Raw genomic sequence first — 21,626 nt, 5'->3', positions numbered from 1 at the left:
TTTATGGCAATATTTAATTTTCAAAAGCCCGATAAAGTTATCATGATCGATTCAACCGATTTTGAAGGTAAATTCGAATTTAGACCTTTAGAACCTGGTTACGGATTGACAGTTGGTAATGCACTTAGAAGAGTTTTGCTTTCAGCATTAGAAGGTTATGCAATTACATCTGTTCGTATCGAAGGTGTAGATCATGAGTTTTCTACTATTTCAGGTGTTGTTGAAGATGTTACCGAAATTATCCTTAATCTAAAACAAGTACGTTTCAAACGTCAAATTGAAGATATCGATAATGAAGCAGTTACAATTTCTGTTTCTGGTAAAGATCAATTAACAGCAGGTGATTTTCAAAAATTTATTTCAGGTTTCCAAGTTCTGAATCCAGACCTTGTAATCTGTAATTTAGATTCAAAAATCAAATTGAACTTCGATTTAACAATCGAAAAAGGTAGAGGATACGTGCCTGCTGAAGAGAACAAAAAACAGAATGCTGCAATTGGAACGATTTTTACAGATTCTATTTTTACTCCGGTAAAAAATGTAAAATATGCAATCGAAAACTTCCGTGTAGAGCAAAAAACAGATTACGAAAAATTAGTTTTCGAAATCAAAACTGATGGATCTATTAATCCAAAAGATGCTCTTACTGAAGCTGCTAAAGTTTTAATTCATCATTTCATGTTGTTTTCTGACGAAAGAATTACACTTGAGGCTGACGAAATTGCACAAACAGAATCGTATGATGAAGAGTCATTGCATATGAGACAATTGCTTAAAACTAAGCTTGTTGATATGGATTTATCTGTGAGAGCATTAAATTGCTTGAAAGCGGCTGAAGTTGATACACTTGGTGATTTAGTATCGTTCAATAAAAATGACCTAATGAAATTCCGTAATTTTGGTAAAAAATCTTTAACTGAACTTGATGAGCTTGTTGCAGTGAAGAATTTAACTTTCGGAATGGATTTAGCTAAATACAAATTAGATAAAGAATAATTTACTTCATATTTTGCTCTCCATACTGGATTGTAGCAAGATGAAGATAAAAAAAACACGTCATGAGACACGGAAAAAAATTCAACCACTTAAGCAGACAGACTGGACATAGAAAAGCTATGTTGGCTAATATGGCTTGTTCTCTTATCGAGCACAAACGTATTAACACTACTGTTGCTAAAGCTAAAGCGCTTAAACAATTTGTTGAGCCTTTAATCACAAAATCAAAAGAAGATACGACTCACAACCGTCGTATTGTTTTTGCTTACTTGCGTAGCAAATATGCTGTAACTGACTTGTTCAGAGATGTAGCTGCTAAAGTTGGTGACCGTCCAGGTGGATACACTCGTATCATTAAAGTTGGAAATCGTTTGGGAGATAACGCTGATATGGCGATGATCGAACTTGTTGATTTCAATGAACTTTACAACGGAGGTAAAAAAGAAGTTAAAAAAGCTAAAAGCCGTCGTGGGGGTAAAGCTAAAAAAGCTGAAGGAACTGCTCCTGAAGCTCCAGCTGCTGAATCAGAAACGACTACTGAAGCTTCTGAATAATTATGAAAGTAATGATTCTATAAAAATAAAGGATAAGCTAATTTTTAGTTTATCCTTTTTTTTTGTTTTTTTGAAACTGTAAAAATGTAACTTATTTAAAATGTTAGGTTTAATTTTTACGAATGAAAGTTTTAAAAAATCTTGGAAGCGCTCTTTTAAAGAATTAAATTTGCAAAATATCTAATTACAAGTGAAACTTTTTAAGTTTCATACACAATTAAAAAAAAAACAATACAAATTAAAGAATGAAATACACAACACGACAAAGCGCCATTTTATTACTAAGTGATGGAACTATTTTTCATGGAAAGTCTATCGGGATTAGCGGTAAAACTTTTGGTGAAGTTTGTTTTAATACTGGAATGACCGGATACCAGGAGATTTTTACAGATCCTTCATATTTTGGTCAAATTATGGTTACTACTAATCCACACATCGGGAATTATGGTATAAATGATTTAGAAGTTGAATCAGACAGCGTGAAAATTGCTGGTTTAGTTTGTAAAAACTTTAGTTTTAACTATTCAAGAGAAGGTGCTTCTGGAAGTTTAGAAGATTATTTCGCGAAACAAAACTTAATTTGTATTTCTGATGTTGATACAAGAGCTCTTGTTAGTTACATTCGTGATAACGGCGCAATGAATGCAGTTATCTGTACAGATGGAACTTCTATTGAAGATTTGAAAAAGGAACTAGCTAACGTGCCAAATATGGAAGGTTTAGAGTTGGCTTCAAAAGTTTCAACAACAGAGCCTTATTATGTAGGTGATGAAAACGCGACATATAGAATTTCTGCATTAGATCTTGGAATCAAGAAAAATATTTTAAGAAATTTTGCGAAGAGAGATTGTTATATTAAGGTTTTTCCATACAATTCTACATACGAAGATTTGAATTCATTTAATCCAGATGGATTTTTCTTGTCAAATGGGCCAGGTGATCCGGATCCATTACACGGTGTGATTGAAGTTGCGAAGAAAATTATCGCTGATGACAGGCCATTATTCGGAATTTGTTTAGGTCACCAAATTATAGCTTTAGCTAATGGGGTTCAGACTTACAAAATGTTCGGTGGACACCGTGGTATAAACCATCCGGTAAAAAATCTTCTAACTGGTAAAGGAGAGATTACATCTCAAAATCATGGATTTGCTGTAAAGAGAGATGCTTTAGAAGGGCATCCGGAATTAGAATTGACTCACATACATTTGAATGATGATACAGTGGCGGGTATGCGTATGAAAAATAAAAACTGTTTTTCTGTACAATATCACCCAGAAGCTAGTCCAGGGCCGCACGACTCATCATATTTGTTTGATCAATTTGTTGAGAACATCAAAGAGGCTGCCTCTAAAACGATGTAGTTAATAAATAAAGCTATATAATAGTTTAAATACGTTTTTACTATTAAATATTTTTATAATTTCGAAAAAAAAATATAATTTACTAATAAAAAAACAAAAATAATGAGTATTATAATTAAAGTTCACGCAAGACAAATTCTTGATTCTAGAGGTAATCCTACTATTGAAGTTGATGTAGTAACTGAAAATGGAGTTCTAGGTAGAGCTGCTGTTCCATCTGGAGCATCAACTGGAGAGCACGAAGCTGTTGAATTACGTGACGGAGGTAAGGCTTATCTAGGAAAAGGTGTTTTGAATGCAGTGAATAATGTAAATACTATTATTGCTGAAGAATTAGTTGGAACTTCTGTTTTCGAACAAAACACAATTGACCAATTAATGATTGATTTGGATGGTACTCCAAACAAATCTAAATTAGGTGCTAATGCTATTTTAGGAGTTTCTTTGGCTGCTGCAAAAGCTGCTGCTAACGAACTTGGTTTGCCATTATACAGATATGTAGGTGGAGTTTCTGCAAATACATTGCCAGTTCCTATGATGAACATCATCAACGGTGGTTCTCACTCTGATGCGCCTATCGCATTCCAAGAGTTTATGATTTTCCCTGTAAAAGCAACTTCTTTTACACATGCAATGCAAATGGGAACTGAAATTTTCCACAACTTGAAAAAAGTATTACACGATAGAGGCTTAAGTACAGCAGTAGGTGATGAAGGAGGTTTTGCTCCAAACTTGGCTGGTGGAACTGAAGACGCTTTGGATACTATCAAATTAGCAGTTGAAAAAGCTGGGTATTCTTTCGGTGACGAAATTATGATTGCTCTAGACTGCGCTGCTTCTGAATTTTATGTAAACGGTAAATACGATTATACTAAATTTGAAGGTGAAACTGGAAAAATCAGAACTTCTGCTGAGCAAGCTGATTATTTAGCTGAACTTGCTGCTAAATATCCAATTATCTCTATCGAAGACGGTATGTACGAAGATGACTGGGACGGATGGAAAGCTTTAACTGAAAAAATAGGTGATAAAGTACAATTAGTAGGTGATGATTTGTTCGTAACTAATGTAGCTCGTTTGTCAACTGGTATTGAAAAAGGAATTGCTAACTCTATCTTGGTAAAAGTTAACCAAATTGGTACTTTAACTGAAACTATCGCTGCTGTAAACATGGCGAAAAACGCTGGGTATACTTCAGTTATGTCTCACCGTTCTGGAGAAACAGAAGATAATACAATTGCTGACTTAGCAGTTGCTTTAAACTGTGGGCAAATCAAAACTGGTTCGGCTTCACGTTCTGATCGTATGGCTAAATACAACCAATTATTAAGAATTGAAGAAGAACTTGGAAGTACCGCTTATTTTCCAGGGTTAAATGCTTTCAAAATTAAATAATCATACTAGTTATATATTGATTTTAAACCATTCGCCGCGGCGGATGGTTTTTTTTTGGAGTTTTAACAAATTCATAGCAGGATTCTTTTTTTAGTTAGTCTTAAATTCCTTAGATTTGATAAATTATTATTTTATAGAATTATTTCCGATTATATTATGTCAAAAATAGCTACATTAGAAGTAGATGGTAAGAAAATTGAACTTCCGGTTATCACAGGGAGTGAAAATGAATCAGCTATCGATATTAACAAATTACGAGATTTAACAGGTATTATTACAATTGATCCAGGTTACAAAAACTCAGGATCTTGTACAAGTGAAATTACTTTCTTGGACGGTGAATTAGGAATTCTACGTTACAGAGGATATTCAATCGAAGATTTAGCTGAAAAAGCTAACTTTTTAGAAGTGTCTTATCTTTTGATTTTTGGAGAATTGCCAACAGCAGCTGAATTGGAGCAATTTGAAAATGGTATTAAAAAACATTCTTTAGTTAACGAAGAAATGAAAAATATCATTGACGGTTTCCCAAAAACTGCTCACCCAATGGGAGTGTTATCTGCTTTAACAAGCGCTTTGACTGCCTTCAACCCAAAAGCAGTTAATGTTGATAATGAAAAAGAAATGTATGAGGCAATTTGCAAAACAATGGCTAAATTTTTAGTTATTGCAACTTGGACATACAGAAAATCAATGGGATATCCGTTGAATTATTATGACAATACAAAAGGATATGTTGAGAACTTTATGCAATTGATGTTCCAATTGCCTACGGGGCCATTTAGCGCAAATCCTGTTGTTGTTGCTGCATTAGATAAATTGTTTATTCTTCACGCAGATCATGAGCAAAACTGCTCAACTTCTACAGTAAGAATGGTTGGTTCATCTCATGCGGGTTTATTTGCTTCTATTTCTTCTGGAGTTTCGGCGCTTTGGGGACCTCTTCATGGAGGTGCAAATCAGGCTGTACTTGAAATGTTGGAAGAAATCAACAAAGATGGTGGAGATACGGATAAATTTTTGGCGAAAGCAAAAGATAAAAATGATCCATTCCGTTTAATGGGATTCGGACACAGAGTTTACAAAAACTTTGATCCAAGAGCAAAAATCATCAAAAAAGCGGCTACTGAAGTTTTAGAAACTTTAGGTGTTGAAGATCCGATTTTAGATATTGCAAGAAAATTAGAAAAAGCAGCTCTTGAAGATGAGTACTTCAAATCAAGAAACTTATATCCAAATGTTGATTTCTACTCTGGAATTATTTACAGAGCGCTAGGAATTCCAACAGATATGTTTACAGTTATGTTCGCTATAGGAAGATTGCCAGGTTGGATTGCACAATGGAAAGAAATGCGTGAGAACAAAGAACCAATTGGAAGACCAAGACAAATTTACACTGGACATCCTTTAAGAGAGTTCAAGTCTAATAAATAAAAAACGAAAGCTTCACTTAACTGTGAAGCTTTTTTTATATTTGCTCAAAATATAATATAGTTATGTTGCAATTAAATGTAAAGAACGAAACATCGCGGCTTCGCGCCGTAGTTTTGGGTTCTGCTGTTCATAATGGGCCGACTCCAACACTGGAGGAGGCTTATGATCCTAAGTCATTGGAACATATTAAAGCAGGAACTTATCCTGTAGAAAAAGATATGGTTGCTGAAATGGATGCTTTTAATGCCGTTTTTCAGAAATATGATGTAACTGTTTATCGTCCGGAAATGATTGAAAATTATAATCAAATATTTGCTAGAGATATTGGGTTTGTAATTGATAATGTTTTTGTAAAATCAAATATTCTTCCAGACAGAGAGAGAGAATTGGATGCTATTCAATATGTAATAGATCAAATTGATCCATTAAAAGTGGTGCGTCCGCCTGAAGAAGTTCATATAGAAGGAGGAGATGTAATGCTTTGGAACGACCATATTTTTATAGGAACTTACAAAGGCAGTGATTATAAAGATTATATTACTGCAAGAACCAATATGCATGGCGTTAATTTTATTAAAGAACTGTTTCCAAATAAAATTGTAAAAGAATTTGATTTGGTAAAGTCTAAATTGGAAGCCAGAGATAATGCATTGCACTTAGATTGCTGTTTTCAGCCAGTAGGCGAAAATAAAGGAATTATCTACAAAAGAGGTTTTCGCGAAGAAGCTGATTATTTGTATTTGGTGAATCTTTTTGGAAAAGAAAATTTATTTCATATCGAAAGAAATGAAATGTACAATATGTTTTCAAATGTATTTTCTATTGATAAAAATGTTGTGGTTTCTGAGAAAAATTTCACTCGTTTAAATAACTGGCTTCGTGCAAATGGTTTTACTGTTGAAGAAATTCCGTACGCTGAAATTGCAAAACAAGAAGGATTGTTGAGATGTTCAACACTTCCATTAATTAGAGATTAAAAATAGTTTTTTAGTTTCACGTTTCACATTTTATAAAACTTGAGACGTGAAACCTGAAACAAAAAAAATATAAAATCATGAAACAAACAACTAATGCAATCGTGATGATTCGGCCAGTTGCATTCAGAATGAATGAGCAGACCGCAGTAAATAATTATTACCAAAAAGTATTAGACGGGCTTTTGCCAAGTACTGTAAATGCTAAAGCACAGCAAGAATTTGATGCTTTCGTAGAAAAACTTCGTGCGGTAGGAGTTGATGTAACAGTTGTTGAAGATACATTGGAAACAGATACTCCGGACAGTATTTTTCCAAATAATTGGGTTTCATTTCATGAAAATGGAGATGTAGCGCTTTATCCAATGTTTGCCGAAAACAGACGTCAAGAACGTCGTGAAGATATCTTGGACACGTTAGAAGAGAAAGGTTTTGAAATTTCTAATATAATGGATTATACATCTGCGGAAGATGATGGCTATTTTTTAGAAGGAACAGGAAGCTTGCTTTTAGATCGTGCCAATGCAAAGGCATATTGCGCATTATCGCCACGTGCAGATGAAGAGTTATTTATTGAATTCTGTGAAGATTTTGATTATGCCCCAGTAATTTTTGAAGCTTTTCAAACTGTTGATGGAGAACGAAAATTGATTTATCACACAAATGTGATGATGTGCCTTGGCGAAACTTTTGCTGTTATTTGTGCAGATTGCATTGATGATAAAAAAGAACGTAAAATGGTTTTGGATAATTTGAAAGATGACAAAAAAGAAATCATTTTAATTACAGAAGACCAGGTAAATAATTTTGCAGGAAATATGTTGGAAGTTCGAGGGACAAATGATAAAAAATATATTGTTATGAGTGCTTCTGCACATCAGAGTCTAACTCCAAAACAAATTACACAATTAGAAAAACATGCTGAAATTTTGAGCTCAAGTTTAGATACGATTGAAGCTTGCGGCGGCGGAAGTGCAAGATGCATGATGGCTGAAGTGTTTTTGCCAAGAAGCTAGAATTAGCATTTTAATAAAAATAAAAAAGGGATAAAACTTTAAGCGTTATCCCTTTTTTGTTTTTCTGATGATATTAAAAATTCCCTTTTATGATATTTACAATCGAACTTACGATATATTGAATTCCGATAGAAATTACAATAAAGCCAACAATTCTTGAAATGGCTACAATTCCGGAAGCTCCAAGTATTCTTGCTAAGTAATGAGCGCTTTTTAGAATTGCAAAAATGACAACCGAAATAGCTAAAATAGCAAGGCAAGAAAAAATAATTTCCTCCATTTGATGATGTTCCTGATAAAAAGCAATTAACAATGACATTGATCCTGGGCCAGCAAGCATTGGTATTGCTAGTGGTGTTAATGCTATGTCGTTTCTTTGTTGTGCTTCATTTTCAATCTTTTTGTTGATTCCTCGTTTTTTGTTGAATTTTCCAGAAAGTAATGAGAAGCCTGAATTTACGATTACAATTCCTCCGGCAATTCTTAAAGCATCGATACTAATTCCAAAGAAGCTCAAAACATATTGTCCGATAAAATAAGAAACCAATAAAATTATACCAACATTTATGGCAGTCCAGAGTGAAATTCTGGAACGTTCTTTTTGAGAGTCATGTTGTGTTAAGCCAACAAAAATAGGAACAGTTCCGATAGGGTTTAATACTGAAAAAAGTGCGGCAAATAAATAAATGAATAGATCCATAAAGTTTTGATTAGTCAAGTAAAAGTAGTTAAATTTTAAGGTTTGAAATTTATTTTTTTAAGTCTGTTTTTTGAAAAAGTAAAATTAATTTGATATCTATTACAATAATTATTCTGGGTTATCTTGTTTTGAAAGTCATTGGCTTTGTTCTGTCAAAAACAACAGTTGCCTTATAGTTGTGTTATTGTGGCTTATTGTAGCAAGCTTAGTGGTTTTGAAGTGTTTATTTTAAAGCTACTAATTTTAAAACCATAATTATGAAACAATTAAAAAGAAACAAATGGATTTTTATTTTGAGTTTACTTTTTTTATTTTCCTGCTCAAAGGATAACGAATCAGATAATTCAAGCCAAGTATCTCAAGAAAATTTTGTGGGGTTAGCGCAAGCTAAGGAAATTGCTAAAGACGTTTCGTTTAAAAAACAAGCAGAATCACAGACTAGGAAGACGAATTCTTTTGGGATTGAAAAAAAGGCAATACAAGGTATAAATGAAGTCACGAATAAAAAAGGGAAAACAGTATTTTATGTCATAAACTATGTCGGGGGTGGATATATAATTTTATCGTCTGACAATAGAATGCAACCAATAATTGCATTTTCAGAAGATGGTAAATTTTTACTTAATGAAAGTGTTTACTCAGAAGGTTTGAAAGATTGGATGGAAAGTTCTGAAAATCAAATTACTGATATACAGAATTCGAACTTAAAACAAACGGAAGAACATAAATTAGCGTGGAGGCAAGTTAAGAATATTTTTGTTGATCAAGGTTTATTTGGAAAGGTTCCTCCAGACAAGTGTTATGAGCATGTTGAAACAGTGACACAAGGACCATATTTAAGTTCTACATGGGAACAGGGGAATCTTTATAATTATCAATTGCCCTACATAAACTGTAGTGGTTATAGTACACAAGTTATAGCGGGTTGTGTTCCTGTTGCCATGGCACAAGTTATGAGATATTATCAATATCCTGCAAATTATGATTGGTCAGCTATGCCTACAAACTCAGCATCTCTTACTTCTGCAAATTTTATTTTAGATATTCATAATGCAATTCGTAATGTCTATCCTGGACAGCCTGTCTATAGTTGTGGTTCAACGGGAGTAAGTGCCTCTGCTAATATGGGAACCGTTTTGAAAACTCAATTTAAATATTCTTCAGCTGATTGGGCTAATTATGATTATCAAGTGGTGAAAAATAATATCATAGCTGGAATGCCTGTTATCTTGAGCGGAAGTAATTCCAGTAGCGGGCATATGTGGGTTTGTGATGGTTATAAGAGTGTTAAATATGATTTTAATGATTGTACAGGAGTTTCTTATTTGTATTTTCATATGAATTGGGGCTGGGGAGGTGACGGTAATGATTACTTTGCATTTAATAATTTTAATCCAGGAGCCACTAATTATAATTCAAATACAAAAATGATATATAACATTAAACCTTAAAATCATGAAAAAAGCATTAATGTTTTTAATCGCAATATTTTTTTTTGCATGTGATAGCAAAGACGAAGATATTTTATGTTTTAATTATGATACATCCATGAGTTTTTCTGTTTTAAATGCTAAGGGTGAGGATTTGCTAGATCCTGAAATTCCAAATGGTTTTGATGTGTCTAAAATCAGATTGTTTTATGAGATAAATGGGGAAGTCAAAGAGCAGGGACTAAATCCAGATTTCAGAGCTATTTTTAAAAATATGATAACAAATAAATATCAGATTACAATACCTCTAAATAGTTCTGACTTAAATAAAAAGACCGTAACTTATATTCAATGGGATGAAAAGCATGCAGATACTTTGCAATCTACTTTTGATACACGCCACTGTTATACAGGAGTTGATAAAGTTTGGCTTAATAACGAGCTGATTTTAGATGGCTATAATAAGAAATATGTTTATACTCTTGTAAAATGAGTTAAGAAATATTGAGAAAAAGTCAAGCTTAAAGCTTGACTTTTTTTGATGTTAATTTTTTAGAGTCAATATTCTGCATTTATAAGGCAAGCTAAGCTCATTCTTTTTAGCTATTTTTGTAGAATATTTTAAAAAGATGAAAAATAAAAAAACTTTGTTGCTTGGTGCAACGACAAAACCTGATCGTTATGCATTTAGGGCGATAAATATGCTTACTCAAAAAGGGCACACCGTTTTAGCAATTGGTCAAAATACGGGAGAAGTTGCAGGTGTAAAAATTCACACCAAAGCAATTCCGGTTAAAAATATTGATACAGTAACTTTGTATTTAAATCCGGCGCGTCAGCGTGATTATTACAATTACATTATTGAAGCACAGCCAAAACGAGTTATTTTTAATCCCGGAACTGAAAATCCTGAATTATATCAGTTATTAGAATTGAATAATATTGAAGTTGAAGTTGCTTGCACGTTAGTGTTATTGGCAACAAACCAATATTAATTGAAAAAAAACGTTTTTAAAACTTTCCAATCCTATTGGAAAGTTTTGTTTTTATAGGCAGTTAGAAACAAGATTAATTCTCATTTGTTTTAAAATTGAATTTAATTGTTTGAAAGGCGCTGATACCGTTAAAAATGTTACTTTTGTCGTCATGGAATTTTCATCAAAATTAATAGAAAAAGCGGTTAACGAAATGTCGCAATTGCCTGGTATTGGTAAGCGTACGGCGCTTCGGTTAGTTCTTCATTTGTTAAAGCAACCGAAGGAACAAACTGCGTTTCTTTCTCAAGCTTTATTAAATATGCGAGAGGAGATTAAATTTTGTGAAAATTGTCATAATATTTCAGATACAAAAATCTGTGAAATTTGTGCTAATAACTCAAGAAATCATCAGACTATTTGTGTAGTTGAAGATATTCGAGATGTCATGGCGATCGAAAATACAGGTCAGTATAAAGGAATTTATCATGTTCTAGGTGGAAAAATTTCTCCAATTGAAGGTGTTGGCCCCAACCAATTAAATATTTCTAGTTTGGTTGAAAAAGTCAAATCGGGTAAAGTGGTGGAAATCATTTTTGCACTTAGCTCAACTATGGAAGGAGATACTACTAATTTTTATATCTATAAACAAATTGCAGAATCTCAAATTATAATTTCTACAATTGCCAGAGGAATATCAGTAGGAGATGAATTGGAATACGCAGATGAAGTTACACTAGGAAGAAGTATCTTGCATCGTGTTCCTTTTGAAAAAACATTCAAAAATAATTAAACTAAACCCCAAATAAAATATAGATTTTCTGAGAATTAATGGAAAAGCTATATTTGCGATAAAATTTTAACAATGACAAAAAATAGCTTTTATATTCTGTTGCTGACGAGTATTCTTTTTACTTCGTGCATTCCTATAAAAGATTTGGTATATCTGCAGGATAAAAATACTTCGACAGATCAAAATACTGTTTCTGCAGTCGAAACAAAACCTTATAGATTACAAGTTAATGATGTTTTGAGTGTTAGTTTAAAGGCTATTGATCCTAAGCTTGTTACAATTTTTAATAAAACAGAAAGTACATCTGGAACAACAGGAAAATCAGAAGCCGCTTTGTATTTTGATGGATTTACAGTTGACGATCATGGAAATATAAGAATCCCGATTTTAGGCGAAATAAATGTTATCGGCTATACCTTGGAAGAAGTTCGAGTGATAATTGAAAAAAAATTACTTGAAGAATATTTTAAAACAGATGCAAATATTTTCGTTACAGTTAAATTAGCTGGTTTTAGATATACAATAAATGGTGAGGTTGGAAGTACTGGAACAAAAACACTGTTTCAAGAACATGTGAACATTATGGAAGCAGTTGCAAATGCCGGAGATATTACAACAGTAGGAAACAGAAAAGCAGTTACAATAATTCGTCAAACGCCGACAGGTGTGCAAATGAATGAAATTGATCTTACCGACGTAAATGTGATGAAATCACCATACTATTATTTGCAACCAAACGATTATATTTATGTTAAGCCACTTCGTCAAAAAACTTGGGGAACTGGACAAACAGGAATACAGTCAATTGGTACGATTATTACGTTATTGTCACTGGCAACAACGGTATATTTAATTATAAAATAACTATCAAAGCTAGATTCAGAAAATGTTAGATATAAAAGATTTTTCGATTTTTGAAAATCAGTCCAGTTTTGATTTTAAAGGTTTGTTGCTTAAAATTCTCAGCTATTGGAAATGGTTTTTGGTAAGTTTGATAATCGCATTTACTATTGCTTACCAAGTAAATATACGCAAGGAAAAGATTTATGGTATGCAAACCTTAATTTCGATTAAGGAAGAAAGTAATCCATTTTTCACTTCAAATACAAGTTTGGTTTTTAACTGGGGTGGGATTTCAGATCAGGTAAACGGAATTACTACCATATTGCAGTCAAGATCTCATAATGAATTGGTAGTTAGTAAGCTAGAGTATTATATAGATTATCTTACAATGGGTAAATATAATTTAATTGACTCATATGGTGCTGTTCCCTTTTATGTTGATATTGATAAGTCAAGAGGTCAGTTAGCTAGTACGTTGATTAAAATTAAGTTTATCAGTGCAAATGTATATGAAGTGCGTATACCATTCGAAAGTAACTCAGTTTCGTTAATTAATTATGCAGAAAATTCATATTCTAATACTGCGGTTCAGCCGGTAGAATTCATAAAAAGATATAAGGTTGGGGAGCAAGTTTCATTGCCATTTTTGAATTGGAAACTGCAAATCAAAGATAATCCAGGTTTGTATGAAGGAAACGAGTATTTTGTTAAGTTTAATGATTTCGACGGAACAGTTTCTAGATATAAAGGTATAAATGTTAGCTCTGACGATAAAGGTGGTTCGATATTGACTTTAGGAATGCAGGGTACAAACAAGGCTAGGCTTGTTGAATATTTGAACTCAACTGTCAAAATGTTGATTAAAATTCAATTGGATGGCAAAAATCAATTTGCGACGAATACTATTAAATTTATTGACAGTACGCTTGTTGCGATGGAGTCGCAATTGAAGCAAACTGGTAATGAGTTGAAGTCATTTAGAAAAGATAAAAATATATATGAAATAGAGGGCGGTGGTGCTAAGTTCTCTGATAAAATAATGGGTTTTGATGTTGAAAGAGATCACATTACCAGAAAAATTACCTATTATAATTCACTGAAAGCATATTTAAATAATAGTGTAGATTACTCCAGATTGCCAGCTCCTTCTGTAGCCGGAATTGACGATCCTAATATTGTTACAAATATTTCTAAATTAATTGCACTTTCTACACAAAGATCAGAAATGGCTTACGCAGTAAAAAGTGATAAGATATTTAAAGATTTTGATAATCAGATGCAGGCAGTAAAAAATGTTTTGATTGAAAATATTGCTTCTGCAAAAGAATCTTTATTATATGATTTGTCATTGATAAATGCTAAAATTGGTGAAGCTGAAAATACAGTTAAAAGATTGCCGGAAGAGCAACAGGAATTGCTGAAAATCCAAAGAAAATATGATCTCAATGATAATATTTATACAACATTTCTGCAGAAACGAAATGAGGCAGAAATTGTAAAAGCTTCTAACTTATCGGATATTCATTTTATTGATCCGGCGAAAGATATTGGAGGAGGATTGGTTGGGCCAAAAACTTCTGTGAATTATATATTGGCTTTGTTTTTAGGTATTCTAATTCCATTATTGTTTGTATTTGCTCTTTTCTTTATTAATAATTCTGTTCAAAATACTGAAGACGTTTCTAAATTAAGTCAAATACCAATAATTGGAGTAGTTGGAGTAAATAAAGATGGTGTTAATCTTGCTGTTTTTGATAAGCCAAAATCTGCCCTTTCTGAGTCATTTAGGGCAATTCGTTCTTCCCTCCAGTTTTTATACAAAAAACAACAAGTAAGTGGTTCAAAAACATTAATGATTACTTCGTCAATAAGTGGAGAAGGAAAAACATTTTGCTCAATAAACATTGCGACAGTTTTTGCTTTAAGTGAAAAGAAAACTGTTATTGTAGGTTTGGACTTGCGAAAACCAAGATTGGCAGATGAGTTTAACTTAACAAATCAAACGGGAGTTGTGAATTATTTGATTAAGCAGAATAATTTAGAGCAAATTACTAATTCGACAAAAATCGCAAATCTAGATGTTATACTTTCGGGGCCAATTCCACCAAATCCATCTGAATTAATCTTGAGTGATGCTATGAAGGAATTAATTGAGGAATTAAAACAGAAATATGATTATATAATTTTAGATACTCCTCCAGTTGGCTTGGTTTCTGATGCCTTGGAATTGTCTCAATATGCCGATGTAACTTTGTATATTGTAAGACAAAACTATACTAAAAAGGATATGATTACGTTGTTGAACACTAGAGTTAAGAGGGGTGAGTTGAGTAACGCTAGTATAGTTTTGAATGGTTACGAGAATAAAGCAAAATACGGTTCTGGATATGGGTACGGATATGGGTATGGCGATTATTCAAATGGATATCTTGACGAAGAGAAAAAGCCAAAATCAGTAAAAAGGTTTTTTAATAAATTGATGAAAAAATAAATTTGATTTAAATGGAAGGATTTGTTCAAAATACGATTTTAATTACTGGTGGCGCAGGCTTTATTGGTTCGAATTTGTGCGAATATTTTCTGGGTCTTGGTAATAAAGTAGTTTGCTTGGATAATTTTTCAACAGGTCATCAACATAATTTGGATGGTTTTATTGAAAATCCAAATTTTAAATTAATTGAAGGAGATATTAGAAATATTGATGATTGTAATTTAGCGGTTAAGGGTGTTGATTATGTTTTGCATCAAGCGGCTTTAGGTTCTGTTCCGCGATCAATAAATGATCCCGTTACAACAAATGATGTAAATGTTTCAGGATTTCTTAATATGCTTGTAGCTTCAAGAGATGAAAAAGTGAAACGTTTTGTGTATGCAGCAAGCTCTTCGACATATGGAGATTCTATTGGACTGCCAAAAGTTGAAGATGTTATAGGTAAGCCACTATCTCCTTATGCAATTACAAAATATGTTAATGAGTTGTATGCAGAAATTTTTAGCAGAACATATGGGTTGGAAACTATTGGGTTGCGTTATTTTAATGTTTTTGGAAGACGACAAGACCCAAAAGGAGCTTATGCTGCTGTTATTCCAAAATTTGTTATGCAATTGATGAAATATGAAAGCCCTGTAGTAAATGGTGATGGAAATTATTCAAGAGACTTTACCTATATTGAAAATGTAATTCAGATGAATGAATTGGCAATGAAGAGCCAAAATGAGGGTGCAGTAAATACCATTTATAATACGGCATTTGGAGAACGCAATACGTTGAATGATTTGATAGCGTATTTAAAAAAATATCTTTCGGAATTTGATTCAAAAATTGCTGATGTCGAAATTGTCTATGGAGAAAATAGGATAGGTGATATTCCTCATTCATTGGCAAGCATTGATAAAGCTAAAAATATATTGGGTTATAATCCTAAATATTCCTTGCAAGATGGTTTGAAAGAAGCTGTAAGCTGGTATTGGGATAATTTAAAAGAAAAATAGACTAAGAAATAGCATAATAAATGAAAATTACAAAAATTTGTTGCATTGGCGCTGGTTATGTTGGAGGTCCAACAATGGCAGTAATTGCTCAAAAATGTCCTCATATTCAAGTGACCGTTGTCGATTTGAACGAACAAAGAATTAAAGATTGGAATGATCCAAATACAGATAATATTCCAATTTATGAGCCTGGATTGGCAGAAATTGTAGCTGAAGCAAGAGGAAGAAATCTTTTCTTTTCAACGGATGTTGAAAAAGCAATTGATGAGGCTCAAGTGATTTTCATATCGGTTAATACCCCAACCAAAACCTATGGCAAAGGAAAAGGTATGGCGGCTGATTTAAAATATATTGAGTTATGTGCTAGACAAATTGCAAAAGTTGCAAAAGAAAATAAAATCGTTGTAGAAAAATCTACTTTGCCTGTAAGGACAGCAGAAGCCATAAAAAGCATTTTGGATAATACTGGAAATGGCGTGCAATTTCAAATTTTATCAAATCCAGAATTTTTAGCTGAAGGAACTGCTGTGACCGATTTGTTAAATCCAGACCGAATCTTAATAGGAGGAGACACAACGCCTGAGGGTGAAGATGCTATTAATGCGTTGGTTGAAGTGTATGCGAACTGGGTTGATAAAGATAAGATTTTGACAACGAATGTTTGGTCTTCTGAATTGTCTAAGCTTACTGCAAATGCATTTTTGGCGCAACGTATATCTTCGATAAATGCAATGTCTGAATTGTGTGAAAAAACCGGTGCCGATGTAAATGAAGTAGCAAGAGCTATTGGAATGGACAGTAGAATTGGGCCAAAGTTCTTGAAGGCCTCGGTCGGTTTTGGTGGATCTTGTTTTCAAAAAGATATTTTGAATTTAGTTTATATTGCAAAATCATACGGATTAAATGAGGTGGCTGATTATTGGGAACAAGTTATTATAATGAATGATCATCAAAAAAGAAGATTTTCTAATAAGATCGTTCAGACTTTGTACAATACGGTTGCAGATAAAAAGATAACATTTTTAGGATGGGCTTTCAAAAAAGATACAAATGATACTAGAGAATCAGCAGCAATTTATGTTGCAGATGACTTAATTAATGAGCAAGCCCGCATTTCAGTATATGATCCTAAAGTCTCGGAGAGTAAAATGCTAAGCGATTTAGATTATTTACAAACAAGATCAAGCGAAGAAAACAATAAAGCAGTTGCAGTGTTTAATGATCCTTATGAGGCTTGCAAAGGAGCGCATGCGATTTCTGTCTTGACAGAATGGGATGAGTTTGCTGCTTATGACTGGCAAAAAATATTTGATTCTATGCATAAACCTGCATTTTTATTTGATGGAAGAAATATATTGAATCCCAAAGAACTTGAATCTATTGGGTTTATTTATAAAGGAATTGGTTCCTAATTATAGGTTGCTATTGAAATAAAATTTAATATAAATTTAATGATGGAGATAATGTTGCAGATTTTATTTCAATAAATTAGAGTTATGAATTGGTACGTGCTTTATACAAAGCCCAAGTGGGAAAAGAAGGTCGCTGAACGACTTACGCAAATAGGTGTTGAATGTTATTGCCCTTTGATAACGCAGATCAAGCAATGGTCTGATAGAAAGAAGAAGGTTGAAATACCATTATTTAATTCATATGTATTTGTGCAGCTTTCAGAAATAGATAGAAATACTGTATTTAATATTCCTGGTGTTGTAAGGTATTTATTCTGGCTTGGGAAGCCAGCTGTTGTTCGCGATGAGGAAATAAGTATAATAAAATCTAGCCTTAAAGCATCAAATGTAAGTGATATTACAGTGTCGTCAATTCAAGTTGGCGACAGGATAAAATTAGAATCTGGTGCTTTCAGTAATCAAGATGCAATAGTTCAGGAAGTTTCAAAAACACATTATATCTTGGTTTTGGAGTCTATGGGCTGTGTTCTTAAGATAAAATATAAATAATTTTGCTTAAAAAGTATTAAACAGAAGATAAAAATACTCGAATTAGAGATTTTATTTTCTGTTTTTTTTATAGAGTAATTTTTTACAGGCTGATAAATAACTAGTTGACGCTTTTAAAAATTTTCTTATTTTTTGTTTTATTAGTATTACGGGAAACCGTATTGAATAAATTGACTTATTGTCTTATATTTGCCGAAAAAGATTGAATTAGTAACTGAGGCCAAGTGTTGGGACTCGGAACGGCGAAGCCGTAAATTTTAACAACAGAATAAATTAATTAGAATTGGAAAATATTAAAATTGCAGTTATTGGTTTAGGTTATGTTGGGCTTCCTTTGGCTCGTTTATTTGCTACAAAATATTTAGTTATAGGTTTGGATATTAATGAATCAAGAGTTAATTCTTTAAAATCTGGAACAGACACTACTTTAGAAGTTGAAGATGATATTTTGCAAGAAGTTCTTGTAGATAACCTTAATATAAATAAAGGGTTATATTGTACAACATCGCTAAAAGATATTGAAAATTGTAATTATTATATAATTACAGTGCCCACACCAGTAGATAAAAATAATAAGCCAGATTTATCTCCGCTGTATAAATCCAGTGAAGCTGTTGGGAAGGTATTAAAGAAAAATGATATTGTTATTTATGAATCTACTGTTTATCCAGGGGTTACAGAAGAAGAATGTGTTCCAGTGCTAGAAAAGATATCTGGTCTTAAATTAAATGTTGATTTTTACGTAGGATATTCACCGGAGAGAATAAATCCAGGAGATAAAGAGCATACTGTTGAGAAAATTTTAAAAGTCACTTCCGGATCTACTCCGGAAATTGGTTTAAAAGTAGATGCCTTATATAAATCTGTAATTACGGCCGGAACGCATTTAGCACCAACAATAAAAGTCGCTGAGGCGGCGAAAGTGATAGAGAATTCTCAAAGGGATATTAATATTGCTTTTGTAAATGAACTAGCCAAGATATTCAATTTGATGAATATTGATACTCAAGAAGTATTGGCGGCCGCATCTACAAAGTGGAATTTTTTACCTTTCAAACCAGGTTTAGTTGGTGGACATTGTATTGGCGTTGATCCATACTATTTGGCACAAAGGGCTCAAGAATTTGGATATCATCCTGAAATAATTTTAGCAGGAAGACGTTTGAATGATAGTATGGGCGAGTATGTAGCTTCACAAATAGTGAAGTTGATGATAAAGAAATGTATCTCCGTAAATGGCGCTGAGTTGCTAATGCTTGGAATAACTTTCAAGGAAAATTGTCCAGATGTCAGAAATACCAAAATTGTTGATGTTGTAAAAGCTTTAAAAGAATATGGGATTTTAGTAACAATATTTGATCCCCTTGCAAATGCAGATGATGTAATAAAAGAATATAATTTAGTAACATTAAACTCTATTCCAAACAATAAATTTGATGCAATAGTTCTAGGAGTTTCGCATATGGAGTTTTTAGAATTAAATTTTTCAAGTTTACAGAAAGAAAAGAGTTTAATTTATGATATAAAAGGAGTTTTGGGTACTATAGCCGATAATAGATTATAGTTTCCAAGATTCTTTTTTTGTTTAGAAATATGAGTACAGAAAAATCAATTACACATGTAATTTTGACTGGTGGAGTAGGCAGTAGATTGTGGCCTCTTTCTCGTAAAAGTCAGCCGAAACAATATTTAGAAATATTTGAAGGGAAATCTTTATTTGAAATGACTGTCGATCGTAATAGTCATTTAGCAAATAAGGTTATGGTTGTTGGAAATGTTGATAATCACCATTTAAGTGGAAAAGTAATGGATAAATCCAAAACTTCATACACGAATATTGTAGAAGCAACACCTAGAAATACTGCGGCAGCAATTGCATTTGCAGCTTTTGCATCAGATCCAGAAGATATATTAATCGTAACGCCGTCTGATCATATTATTGATTTGATGGAAAATTACAATAATGCTATCGATGAAGCTATTTCAAAAGCAAATGATGGTTTTATTGTTACATTTGGAGTTATTCCAACAAAACCTGAAACGGGATATGGATATATTGAATCAAAAGGAGATAAAGTAATTTCATTCCGTGAAAAACCAAACGAAACTACTGCAAAAGAGTTCATCGCAAGAGGAAATTTTTTGTGGAATAGTGGAATGTTTTGTTTTAAAGCAGGAGTACTTCTGGATGAATTAAAACAATTTCAACCAGATGTTTATGAAAAATCTAAAGCGGTTTGGGAAGCAAGTAACGATGGGTTTTTAGATTTGAATTTATCTATGGAAATTCCTTCAATTAGTATCGATTATGCAGTAATGGAACGAAGCAAGAAAATTAAGGTTGTTCCCGCTTCATTCGCTTGGTCAGATTTAGGGTCATTTGAATCAGTTTATGATTATTTAATATCGAAAGGACATCCAATTGATAAAGATGGAAATATGGTAATTGGGTGTGATTTGCACACTACTTTTTTAGGTTTAAAAAACACAATATTTGTTCATACTGATTCAGCAAATTTAATTTTGCAGAAAGAAAGTTCTCAAGACGTAAAAGATATTTACAGTGAGCTGGAAAAGCAAAATTCTGAATTGTTAAATTAATAAATTGAAATGAAAAAAATTCTTATCACTGGTGGCGCTGGTTTTATTGGGTCACATGTTGTCAGACGTTTTGTAAATAATTATCCAGAATATCAAATTTTTAATTTAGATGCATTAACCTATGCAGGAAATCTTGAAAATATTAAAGATATTGAGGACCAGCCAAATTATACTTTTATAAAGGGTGATATAGTTGACGAGAACTTTATAAACGAGCTTTTTTCTCTACATAATCTTGATGGTGTTTTGCATTTAGCTGCTGAATCTCACGTTGATCGTTCGATTGAAGATCCATTGGCATTTGTAAAAACAAATGTTATTGGAACAATGAACTTGTTGAATGCAGCTAAAAACCAATGGAAAGGCAATTTTGAAGGAAAAAGATTTTATCATATTAGTACTGACGAAGTTTATGGTTCGCTAGGAACAGAAGGATTGTTTACAGAAACAACTCCTTACGATCCTAATTCTCCTTATTCAGCTTCAAAAGCAAGTTCTGATCATTTTGTTAGAGCATATGGAGAAACTTATGGCTTGCCTTACGTTTTAACAAATTGTTCAAATAATTATGGATCATATCATTTTCCAGAAAAATTAATTCCTCTTTTTATAAATAATATAATAAATAATAAACCTTTGCCGGTTTATGGAGATGGAAATTATACTCGTGATTGGCTTTTTGTTGAAGACCATGCTATTGCGATTGATTTAGTTTTTCATGAAGGTAAAAATCACGAGACCTATAATATTGGAGGTTTCAATGAATGGAAAAACATTGATTTGGTTAAATTACTATGCCAAATTATGGATGGTAAATTAGAAAGAGAGAAAGGAACTTCTGAAAAGCTAATTACTTATGTAAAAGATAGACCTGGTCATGATTTGCGTTATGCGATTGATGCATCAAAAATCAATAAAGAATTAGGTTGGAAGCCATCTGTGACTTTTGAGGAAGGTTTGCAAAGAACTATTAATTGGTATTTGAATAATGAGGAGTGGCTTACAAATGTGACCTCAGGATCTTATAAGGATTATTACAAAAAACAATATTCATAATCTAAAATATTTATTTTAACGAAATAAAGGTTAAAACTATAGC

General features: G+C 32.6%; 20 protein-coding genes. 19 read left to right on the top strand and 1 reads right to left on the bottom strand.

The features are described 5' to 3' along the window. Nucleotides 1-3 precede the first annotated feature (3 nt). From H600_RS0105550 to ctlX, 7 genes are all read left to right on the top strand, one after another. Nucleotides 4-996, top strand: coding sequence for a DNA-directed RNA polymerase subunit alpha (locus H600_RS0105550; protein ID WP_026109818.1), 993 nt, complete (start codon nt 4-6; stop codon nt 994-996). A 62-nt stretch (nt 997-1,058) separates the two neighbouring features. Next, a complete protein-coding gene (gene rplQ / locus H600_RS0105545; protein ID WP_026727865.1) occupies nt 1,059-1,550 on the top strand; it encodes a 50S ribosomal protein L17 in 492 nt (163 codons plus the stop codon). A 245-nt stretch (nt 1,551-1,795) separates the two neighbouring features. Next, complete coding sequence (gene carA, locus H600_RS0105535; RefSeq protein ID WP_026727864.1) at nt 1,796-2,914, top strand: glutamine-hydrolyzing carbamoyl-phosphate synthase small subunit; 1,119 nt, start codon at nt 1,796-1,798, stop codon at nt 2,912-2,914. 102 nt (nt 2,915-3,016) lie between these two features. Continuing rightward, a complete protein-coding gene (eno, locus tag H600_RS0105530) occupies nt 3,017-4,309 on the top strand; it encodes a phosphopyruvate hydratase (RefSeq protein WP_026727863.1) in 1,293 nt (430 codons plus the stop codon). Nucleotides 4,310-4,465: 156 nt separating this feature from the next. Then, nucleotides 4,466-5,743 (top strand): citrate synthase, encoded by a 1,278-nt coding sequence (locus tag H600_RS0105525; RefSeq protein ID WP_026727862.1) that lies wholly within the window; start codon nt 4,466-4,468, stop codon nt 5,741-5,743. Nucleotides 5,744-5,805: 62 nt separating this feature from the next. After that, nucleotides 5,806-6,720, top strand: a complete 915-nt coding sequence (locus tag H600_RS0105520; RefSeq protein ID WP_026727861.1) for a dimethylarginine dimethylaminohydrolase family protein — start codon at nt 5,806-5,808, stop codon at nt 6,718-6,720. Between the two features lie 77 nt (nt 6,721-6,797). Further along, nucleotides 6,798-7,733, top strand: a complete 936-nt coding sequence (gene ctlX / locus H600_RS0105515) for a citrulline utilization hydrolase CtlX (protein WP_026727860.1) — start codon at nt 6,798-6,800, stop codon at nt 7,731-7,733. A gap of 73 nt (nt 7,734-7,806) precedes the next feature. Here the strand turns inward: ctlX and H600_RS0105510 are convergent, their stop codons facing one another. Beyond that, a complete protein-coding gene (locus H600_RS0105510; protein WP_026727859.1) occupies nt 7,807-8,433 on the bottom strand; it encodes a MarC family NAAT transporter in 627 nt (208 codons plus the stop codon). 257 nt (nt 8,434-8,690) lie between these two features. On the opposite strand from H600_RS0105510, the gene H600_RS0105505 reads away from it, so the two are divergent. The 12 genes from H600_RS0105505 to rfbB all read left to right on the top strand — a co-directional run bounded on the left by H600_RS0105505 (nt 8,691) and on the right by rfbB (nt 21,583). Continuing rightward, nucleotides 8,691-9,884: a C10 family peptidase gene (locus H600_RS0105505; protein WP_026727858.1), complete on the top strand. Its 1,194-nt coding sequence runs from the start codon at nt 8,691-8,693 to the stop codon at nt 9,882-9,884. A 4-nt stretch (nt 9,885-9,888) separates the two neighbouring features. Next, a complete protein-coding gene (locus H600_RS0105500) occupies nt 9,889-10,356 on the top strand; it encodes a hypothetical protein (protein ID WP_026727857.1) in 468 nt (155 codons plus the stop codon). A gap of 136 nt (nt 10,357-10,492) precedes the next feature. Beyond that, a complete protein-coding gene (locus tag H600_RS0105495; protein WP_026727856.1) occupies nt 10,493-10,858 on the top strand; it encodes a CoA-binding protein in 366 nt (121 codons plus the stop codon). Between the two features lie 151 nt (nt 10,859-11,009). Next, the gene (gene recR, locus H600_RS0105490) at nt 11,010-11,630 is read left to right on the top strand and encodes a recombination mediator RecR (RefSeq protein WP_026727855.1); all 621 of its coding nucleotides are present in this window, start codon (nt 11,010-11,012) and stop codon (nt 11,628-11,630) included. Nucleotides 11,631-11,702: 72 nt separating this feature from the next. Then, entirely contained in the window at nt 11,703-12,494 is a 792-nt protein-coding gene (locus H600_RS0105485) for a polysaccharide biosynthesis/export family protein (RefSeq protein WP_026727854.1), read from the top strand. A gap of 22 nt (nt 12,495-12,516) precedes the next feature. Further along, nucleotides 12,517-14,964, top strand: coding sequence for a polysaccharide biosynthesis tyrosine autokinase (locus H600_RS0105480; RefSeq protein ID WP_026727853.1), 2,448 nt, complete (start codon nt 12,517-12,519; stop codon nt 14,962-14,964). A gap of 11 nt (nt 14,965-14,975) precedes the next feature. Further along, the gene (locus H600_RS0105475; RefSeq protein ID WP_026727852.1) at nt 14,976-15,965 is read left to right on the top strand and encodes an SDR family oxidoreductase; all 990 of its coding nucleotides are present in this window, start codon (nt 14,976-14,978) and stop codon (nt 15,963-15,965) included. Between the two features lie 20 nt (nt 15,966-15,985). Next, the gene (locus H600_RS0105470; protein WP_026727851.1) at nt 15,986-17,377 is read left to right on the top strand and encodes a UDP-glucose 6-dehydrogenase; all 1,392 of its coding nucleotides are present in this window, start codon (nt 15,986-15,988) and stop codon (nt 17,375-17,377) included. A gap of 84 nt (nt 17,378-17,461) precedes the next feature. After that, the gene (locus H600_RS0105465) at nt 17,462-17,926 is read left to right on the top strand and encodes a UpxY family transcription antiterminator (protein ID WP_026727850.1); all 465 of its coding nucleotides are present in this window, start codon (nt 17,462-17,464) and stop codon (nt 17,924-17,926) included. A gap of 283 nt (nt 17,927-18,209) precedes the next feature. Beyond that, complete coding sequence (locus H600_RS0105460) at nt 18,210-19,490, top strand: nucleotide sugar dehydrogenase (protein WP_026727849.1); 1,281 nt, start codon at nt 18,210-18,212, stop codon at nt 19,488-19,490. 29 nt (nt 19,491-19,519) lie between these two features. Further along, nucleotides 19,520-20,527 (top strand): mannose-1-phosphate guanylyltransferase, encoded by a 1,008-nt coding sequence (locus H600_RS0105455; protein WP_026727848.1) that lies wholly within the window; start codon nt 19,520-19,522, stop codon nt 20,525-20,527. A 9-nt stretch (nt 20,528-20,536) separates the two neighbouring features. Continuing rightward, nucleotides 20,537-21,583, top strand: a complete 1,047-nt coding sequence (gene rfbB / locus H600_RS0105450) for a dTDP-glucose 4,6-dehydratase (protein ID WP_026727847.1) — start codon at nt 20,537-20,539, stop codon at nt 21,581-21,583. Nucleotides 21,584-21,626 lie beyond the last annotated feature (43 nt).

Origin of the sequence: Flavobacterium denitrificans DSM 15936 (assembly GCF_000425445.1) — a bacterium.
GTDB lineage: Bacteria > Bacteroidota > Bacteroidia > Flavobacteriales > Flavobacteriaceae > Flavobacterium > Flavobacterium denitrificans.
This window is presented reverse-complemented; position numbering and strand designations above follow the sequence as displayed.